This is a genomic window from Pseudomonas sp. 14A (genome assembly GCF_018132745.1).
In the GTDB taxonomy this organism is placed as follows: Bacteria; Pseudomonadota; Gammaproteobacteria; order Pseudomonadales; family Pseudomonadaceae; genus Aquipseudomonas; species Aquipseudomonas mercuritolerans.
Map to the genome: position 1 here is coordinate 1 of NZ_JAGRQJ010000027.1, position 359 is coordinate 359.

Below are 359 nucleotides of genomic sequence, written 5' to 3' on the forward strand. Positions count from 1 at the left end.
GGCCGAGAGCGCGCGGCCGCGCCGAGCGAGGGTCATGGCGGATCCGTCCCCGCGACCGCACCCAGGTCGGTCGTGTCGAAGCAGGTGCGCGTGCCCGTGTGGCAGGCAGGACCGGTCTGGGCGACCAGCAGCAGGATCGCATCGCCGTCGCAGTCGAGACGCGCCTCGTGCACCACCTGGATGTGCCCGGACGTGTCGCCCTTGCGCCAGTATTCCCGGCGCGAACGCGACCAGTACGTGGCTCGCCCGGACGTGAGGGTGCGCCGCAGCGCCTCCTGATCCACCCAGGCGAGCATCAGCACCTCGCGCGTGTCCCACTGCTGCACGATCACCGGGGCGAGGCCGTCGGCATTGAACGC

1 protein-coding gene is annotated in these 359 nt (G+C 71.9%); it reads right to left on the reverse strand.

The window, feature by feature from the left end:
* Window positions 1-32 precede the first annotated feature (32 nt).
* Window positions 33-359 (reverse strand): phosphoribosyl-AMP cyclohydrolase (gene hisI, locus PS14A_RS26490; protein ID WP_212617596.1); only part of this gene is annotated, 327 nt, incomplete at its 5' end.